The following is a 6,222-nucleotide window of genomic DNA, read 5'->3' as shown; positions in this document are numbered from 1 at the left end:
ATATCGGCCTGATGAAGGCGGTCGATAAGTTCGAATACCGCCGCGGCTACAAGTTCTCGACCTATGCGACTTGGTGGATCCGGCAGGCGATCACGCGGAGCATTGCGGACCAGGCCCGCACCATCCGCATTCCCGTGCACATGATCGAGACCATCAACAAGATCGTACGCACCTCGCGCCAGATGCTGAATGAAATCGGCCGCGAGCCGACGCCGGAAGAACTCGCCGAAAAGCTCGGCATGCCGCTGGAGAAAGTGCGCAAGGTTCTCAAGATCGCGAAAGAGCCGCTCTCGCTCGAAACCCCGGTCGGCGACGAAGAGGATTCCCACCTCGGCGACTTCATCGAGGACAAGAACGCGATCCTGCCCATCGACGCGGCGATCCAGTCCAACCTGCGCGAGACCACGACGCGGGTCTTGGCCTCGCTCACGCCGCGCGAGGAGCGCGTGCTTCGCATGCGCTTTGGCATCGGCATGAACACCGACCACACGCTGGAGGAAGTCGGCCAGCAGTTCTCGGTGACCCGCGAACGCATCCGCCAGATCGAGGCGAAGGCGCTGCGGAAGCTCAAGCACCCATCAAGGTCGCGGAAACTGCGGTCGTTTCTGGATAACTGAGGAAGTTCTCGGGTGTCCGTCCCCGGCCTTGCCGGGGATGACCCCGGGGCCGTACGGGTTTTTTGCCCGTCAGGACAAGGCGCAGGCGGGCAAAAACCACCATTTTTACCGTCTTGAAAGGTCGAATCAGGCTGGATTCGTCTCGAATATGCCTTACTGTTGGGCAGTACTTGGAGCGCGACTACTCGACTGATCCGTGGGGGATTCTGGTTGCCGCCTCGTCGAGGTAAAATTGGGGACTCGATGGCTGCTAACGCTGCGATGGCTCGTAAGCCGTCGCCAGCGCGGAAGGCGTCGCCTGCCCGTAAAACGCCGCCGCGGCGTTCGGGACGACTCAGCACCCTCCTGCTGGCCTTGGCCGCGGTCGGTTTGTCCCTGATGATTGCCGCCTGGATTACCAATACCGAATTTCCAACGCTCGCTTCCGCGGCGCTCCCGGTAAATGCCGATCGCGCCAGCTTCGAGGATCGTTTCATTCCCGGGACGGCGTCTGCTGACAGGGCCGCCCTGCAGCCGCTGAAACGTTCGATCCTCGCGAGGGTAGAGTCGCAATTCTCGACCGCCCGGGAGGCGCTTGCGTCGCGCTGGCCGCAGGATCTTCGGACCGCAATTGCCGACGATGAGCCGGCGGCGCCAGCCGTCGCCATGAACGAGCCGGCGCCGGCTTCGCCCGGAATTCCGCTGCCGCGAGCCCGTCCTGTCGTGGCGGACCAGCTGGCGCAAACGAGCCAGGCCATGGCCTTGGCAACAACGGTATCGGTCAACACACCGACCGAGAACCCGCTGCCTCAGCCGGCCGAGCGTTCGGTGTTGCAGAAGCTTTCGGACATGGTGAAGACCCGTGTGACGCTGGCCTCGCTCGGGCTTGGCAAGGCACCGGACCTGGCTGCGCTCGGCTATGACAATGAGACCGCCGTCTATGACCTCACGGCGCATGCCGTTTATCTGCCGAACGGGACCGTGCTCGAAGCGCATTCAGGCATGGGCAGCCTGCGCGACGATCCCGATCATGTTTCCGTCCACATGACAGGTGCGACGCCGCCGGCTGTCTATTCGCTGAAGCCACGCGAAAAGGACTTTCACGGCGTTGCCGCGCTGCGCATGACCCCTGCCGACGGCAGCGATATCGGCGGCCGCTCGGGCCTGCTCGTGCACAGCTACATGCTCGGCCCCAACGGCGATTCCAACGGCTGCATCTCGGTCAGGGACTACGACCGGTTTCTCAGGGCCTTCAACGACGGCCAGTTCACCCGCATTGCGGTCGTTCCCAGCGTGAAGGCCATCATCCTGGCCCAGCAGAACGCCGAGTGATCCGCTGGAAGCGTTTTCGAGAGAAGTGAATCGGCCAAAGCCGGCTTCTTGACCCGCAAAATCTCAATTCGACTGGGCCGGCAGGCGCTTGCTTGTCTTCTTGCCTGTTCGCGACCGCGCCGGCGCATCCACCGACGCCAGATAGGAAGCCAGCGACCAGGCCTCTGCCGCACTCGTCGTGTAGTGGTCGTGCAGGAACGTAAACAGGACAGGACGGAAGCGCCCCTTGGCCAGCGCGCCCGGGTTGCGATGACACGCCGCGCAGGTCGCCGCATACAACTGCGTCGCCGATTTGCCTTCATCGATGTTCTGGGCTTGTGCGGCGGGGCCGCTCCACGAGGCAAGCGCTCCGAGGACCAACACGCCGCGGCCCAGCGCCGGCCACGCCGAAAATTTCGATGATGGTTTCATGTCGCAGTCGTCCCCTCGCTCCCAGGAAAACCAACCTGATAGAGCCGTTGATTTAAGTGCTTATGGCTGAAGAAAGTCAAAAACGCGACAGCGGTTCCACGGACATCGTGCTGATCTGTGGACGATGGCGTTCAGGACGCAATTCGCCGGCTACTTCTTCTTCGCCCCGACCCGCCGGATGCTCTTGATCTCAAGAACCGGCCGCCCGGATTTCTCGGCGATTTCGCGATCCTGCTCGCGGATGAACGCGCGCGCGGGCTCGTCGCCGTCCAGTCCGCCGAGCAGTTCGGATGGCACGCGGCGGTTGGAGCGCTGGGAATCGTCTTCATAGATGACGTCAAAAAAGGCGAATTCGCCTTTGGGATTGGTCCCGGGTTTCTTTGGCATGAGCGGCTTGTTATCGATACGGATGCCGCTGTCAAACGAAAATAGCGGGAATTCGCGGCTGGTAAACTTAGCCGCTCGCACTGGTCCGATAGCTCAACGGATTCCACTATCCCGTATAGGTCTGAAACCTTCCGCGCACGTAGGCGTGCGAGACCGCCTTCTTCAATTCCTCGACTTCCGTTTCAAGAAAACTGTTTGCGACGATCAGCGCGCCGATGGTCGCGCGCGCATCGCCGCCGCAGGCCGCGATGGCGTGGTCAATCGCAGCCTCAAACTCGCAAGCGTCTTCTTCATTCGGCAGAGTTTCCGAAGGCATGACGCTCTTCCCAATTGATCGGCTCGGCTTCATGTTCTTATTTTGTTCTTGTCGAGTCAAGCCGAAGTTGACGCGCTGAACGCAGCCACGCTCCGCAAGTTATTGGCCGAACAACAAGCGAAGCTCGCCTTGGCTGGCAGCCCCGTAACTAACGGCAGGCGACCCGAGGTGGCCGGCTTGATACCGGCACGCATCATGCCGTCATCCACACATGTTGCGCCTCCAAGGTGCCCGAAGTGCGGGCTCGCTATGCTGCGTGTCGGAGAACTGCCTCAGATGGGCAAGAAGCAGCCGCTCGACGTCTACAAATGCGACGCATGCCGCGAGGGTTGCTCTCGTCAAGCTCACAAGACAACACCGCCACCGGTTGGGCCTTTTCACCGCCGACACTACCCCGCTGCGTGCCGCGCGATCAGCTGATTGGCGACGTCATCGAGGCTGTTGCCGACAATGTTCGGCTGGGGGCCGACGCCGAGCACATCGTTGCCGACGCGCTTGATCAGCGCTGCTTCCCATCCCGCCGCGACGGCGCCGAGCGTATCCCAGGTGTGGCATGCGATCAGGCACATGTCGGAGGGTTTGATGCCGAGTTCTTGCTCGACGTGGGCAAGCACGATCCGTTCTTCCAGCCGCCGGGCGCCGAAGCGTTCAAGCGCGATATCCCGAACGCCATCGTGCGTTTCTTCGATCCCGGCCATTTCGCGCTCGAAACCCATGTGCGCGGGATCGGCCAAGCCATCTGCGAGTTTCTGAAGCGCTAAGGCGGCAGTCGAGCATCTGACCAACGATGAACGGCGGGTGAAAGCCTGTCGCTATCGGCGCAATCGCAACTACGTTTGGAAGCGACGCGAGTGACCCGAAGCGCACATGTACGTCGTTCTACTAGTCCGACGGGAGCCGCGAGAATCGGAAATTGCCGTGGTCCGCGCCGCCAGCCAACGTTTGTGTCCTTTCCAGGTGGATGCCCCGCGTTGCATAGGCGTCGAAATCGAGCCCGCAAATGTTCGGCAAGATTTCTTTGTCGCCATGGCGAGCCGCAAATTTGCAAAAGCCGCAAGCTTTGTAGTTGATGGCGAATTCAAAGTTGTCGCCCGGGCCCGGCTCGACGAAATCGTAGACGAAATCTTCCAAAAACTCTTTCTGATGGCTTTTTGCAGCGGCAAGATCGAGGCGATGGCGCATGGCAGCCTCCATTGCGCCGCGTTGCTGCTTGTAAAAGGGATGGATGATCTCAGCCATTGGACACCCCTCTAACACAATCAGCCTGTTGTAGACATACTCGACAATCCACCGCTGCAGATCCGCTTTTGGCGCAAGTAGCGGACTTGGATCGGGCCGCGCTCACGAACTTCAACTTATGAGACACGCCCTAGACCACGCCCCATGTTACGCTAAGCTGATCAGGGCGCAGGACATCGCAAAGCCAGGAATTTTCTGATGACGAAAAGCAAGGGATTGACCGCCGTTTTTTCAACGCTGGCGCTACTCGCCTGTCTTAATTCGCAAGCCAGCGCCGCCCAATGCGGCAACGGACCCGGCGGCTTCGAAGCCTGGAAACAGCAATTCGCAGGCGAGGCGCGGGCAAAGGGCATTGGCGGCGCGGGCGTCGCGGCGCTGATGGGGACGAATTACGTCAGCGCGACGATCGCCGCCGATCGCAGCCTGCACAGTTTCAAGCTCTCGCTCGACCAGTTCCTCGTCAAGCGCGGTGCGGCCGCGATCGTGGCGCGCGGCCGTGCCATGAAGCAGCGGAACGCGGCGCTGTTCGCCTCGATCGAGCAGCGCTACGGCGTGCCGCCGGGGCCGCTGATCGCGATCTGGGGCATGGAGACCGCGTTCGGCAGCCAGCGTGGCAACCAGAACATGTTGTCTTCGATTGCAACGCTCGCCTATGACTGCCGTCGGCCGGAATATTTCACCGACCAGCTTTACGCGGCGCTGAAGCTGATCGATCGCGGCACGCTGTCGGGGAATCAACGTGGCTCGATGCATGGCGAGATCGGCCAAACGCAATTTTTGCCCAAGACGATGCTGGAATACGGTGTCGGCAATCTCGAAAGCGCCTCCGGCGCGCTGTCCTCGACCGCAAATTTCCTCAAAGCCCATGGCTGGCGCGCTGGCGCCGGTTATCAACCGGGCGAGCCGAACTTCGCGGCGATCGAGCAATGGAATGCCGCCCAGGTCTATCAGAAGGCCATCGCGCTGATGGGCCGCCAGATCGACGGCGGGGAGTGAGTCCCCAATATCGTGAACCTCATGGTGAGGAGGTGCGAAGCGCCGTCTCGAACCATGAGGTCGTCGCGGCCATCCTTCGAGACGCCGCTATCGCGGCTCCTCAGGATGAGGTTGGTTGGTTTTGACGATCGCACTCGGCATGTCATGGTGACGCGCGCGCAGCTATAGGATCTCCCATGCACCGACTTCGTCTCGCCATTTGCCTGATTGCCTTCATCGCGTCCTCGCCCGCGCTTGCCGCCCGCTGCGGCGGCGATTTCAACACCTTCGTGCAGAACATCTCGGTGGATGCGGCGAACGCCGGCATCTCGCAGGCGACGATCGCGCAGGCGCTTGGCGGGGTACAGCAGGACTTTGGCGTGCTCGCCTTCGATCGCCGCCAGCGCGGCACCTTCACCAAAACCTTCGAGCAATATGTCGCCACCCGCGTCGGTCCCGGCCGCATCAATGGCGGGCGCGCGATGCTGCGACGCTATGCGCCGCTGCTTTCGAGCGTCGAGGCCAAATACGGCGTGCCGCGGCAGATACTGGTCGCGATCTGGGGGCTGGAGAGCGATTTCGGCAAGGGCGACATGGGGAAGCTGCCGGTGTTTCGCGTGCTTGCGACCATGTCGCATGATTGCCGCCGCACCGAACTGTTCCAGGGCGAACTGCTGGCCGCGCTGCAGATCCTCCAGCGCGGCGATCTGCCTTTGCACGAAATGATCGGCGCCTACGCCGGCGAAATCGGACAGACGCAATTCCTGCCGTCGTCCTACATCAAATACGGCGTCGATTTCGACGGCGACGGCCGCGTCGATCTGCGCCACAGCGTCGCTGACGTGCTCGCCTCGACCGCCAATCTCCTGCACACCAACGGCTTCAAGATGGGCGCGCCTTACGGCGATGGCTCGGCGAACTTCGAGGCGATGCGCGAGTGGAATCACGCGGTGATCTATCGAAAGA

At 61.8% G+C, this 6,222-nt stretch carries 7 protein-coding genes and 2 pseudogenes; 5 read left to right on the top strand and 4 right to left on the bottom strand.

Annotated features, from left to right (window positions below):
• The coding region (locus tag WB528_RS18325; protein ID WP_423889806.1) for a sigma-70 family RNA polymerase sigma factor at positions 1–617 on the top strand (617 nt) is incomplete at its 5' end.
• Between the two features lie 378 nt (positions 618–995).
• The gene (locus WB528_RS18320) at positions 996–1,928 is read left to right on the top strand and encodes a DUF2778 domain-containing protein (RefSeq protein WP_423889807.1); all 933 of its coding nucleotides are present in this window, start codon (positions 996–998) and stop codon (positions 1,926–1,928) included.
• 63 nt (positions 1,929–1,991) lie between these two features.
• On the opposite strand, the gene WB528_RS18315 is transcribed toward WB528_RS18320, so the two are convergent.
• From WB528_RS18315 to WB528_RS18305, 3 genes are all read right to left on the bottom strand, one after another.
• The gene (locus WB528_RS18315) at positions 1,992–2,339 is read right to left on the bottom strand and encodes a c-type cytochrome (protein ID WP_423889805.1); all 348 of its coding nucleotides are present in this window, start codon (positions 2,337–2,339) and stop codon (positions 1,992–1,994) included.
• A 150-nt stretch (positions 2,340–2,489) separates the two neighbouring features.
• Positions 2,490–2,726: a hypothetical protein gene (locus tag WB528_RS18310; protein WP_423889804.1), complete on the bottom strand. Its 237-nt coding sequence runs from the start codon at positions 2,724–2,726 to the stop codon at positions 2,490–2,492.
• Positions 2,727–2,832: 106 nt separating this feature from the next.
• Positions 2,833–3,042 (bottom strand): hypothetical protein, encoded by a 210-nt coding sequence (locus tag WB528_RS18305; protein ID WP_423889803.1) that lies wholly within the window; start codon positions 3,040–3,042, stop codon positions 2,833–2,835.
• A gap of 590 nt (positions 3,043–3,632) precedes the next feature.
• Between WB528_RS18305 and WB528_RS18300 the strand changes: the two are divergent.
• A pseudogene (locus WB528_RS18300) lies at positions 3,633–3,803 on the top strand (alpha/beta fold hydrolase); the annotation flags it as partial.
• A 121-nt stretch (positions 3,804–3,924) separates the two neighbouring features.
• Here WB528_RS18300 and WB528_RS18295 read toward each other — a convergent pair.
• Positions 3,925–4,200 (bottom strand): annotated as a pseudogene (locus tag WB528_RS18295) (L-2-amino-thiazoline-4-carboxylic acid hydrolase); the annotation flags it as partial.
• Between the two features lie 279 nt (positions 4,201–4,479).
• Between WB528_RS18295 and WB528_RS18290 the strand changes: the two are divergent.
• Entirely contained in the window at positions 4,480–5,277 is a 798-nt protein-coding gene (locus WB528_RS18290) for a lytic murein transglycosylase (RefSeq protein ID WP_423889802.1), read from the top strand.
• Positions 5,278–5,453: 176 nt separating this feature from the next.
• Positions 5,454–6,222 (top strand): lytic murein transglycosylase (locus WB528_RS18285; protein ID WP_423889801.1); only part of this gene is annotated, 769 nt, incomplete at its 3' end.

Origin of the sequence: Bradyrhizobium sp. (assembly GCF_049586575.1) — a bacterium.
Classification (GTDB): domain Bacteria; phylum Pseudomonadota; class Alphaproteobacteria; order Rhizobiales; family Xanthobacteraceae; genus Bradyrhizobium.
This window is presented reverse-complemented; position numbering and strand designations above follow the sequence as displayed.